We start from the raw sequence: 319 nt of genomic DNA on the forward strand, positions 1-319 counted from the left end.
GCCGATCCGCCGGCACGCCCTGCAGGCGCTTCTCACCTCGCGGCGCGCCCGACGACCCCGACGTGTCCTATGCGCAGCGCCTCGCGGGCCGGAGCGACCAGGAGATCGCGGAGGACTTCGTGGCCCATGTGCGCGGGGCCGGGCCCGACGAGCACGAACAGGGCGTGCTGCGCGACGCGTTCGACGCGGTGCGCGCCGACGACGCCGTGCGGGAGGTGGCGCGATGAGGCTGCATCGCCTCGACATGACGGCCTTCGGGCCCTTCGGTGCCACCCAGAGCGTCGACTTCGACGTGCTGTCGCTGGCCGGCCTGTTCCTG

The 319-nt window shown here is 73.7% G+C and carries 1 pseudogene; it reads left to right on the forward strand.

Annotated features, from left to right (window positions below):
• Nucleotides 1-227, forward strand: a pseudogene (locus tag ACLZOT_RS51265) (hypothetical protein); the annotation flags it as partial.
• Between the last annotated feature and the right edge of the window lie 92 nt (nt 228-319).

The sequence above is a fragment of the Streptomyces sp. 4F14 genome (assembly GCF_048159485.1).
Taxonomy (GTDB): Bacteria; Actinomycetota; Actinomycetes; order Streptomycetales; family Streptomycetaceae; genus Streptomyces.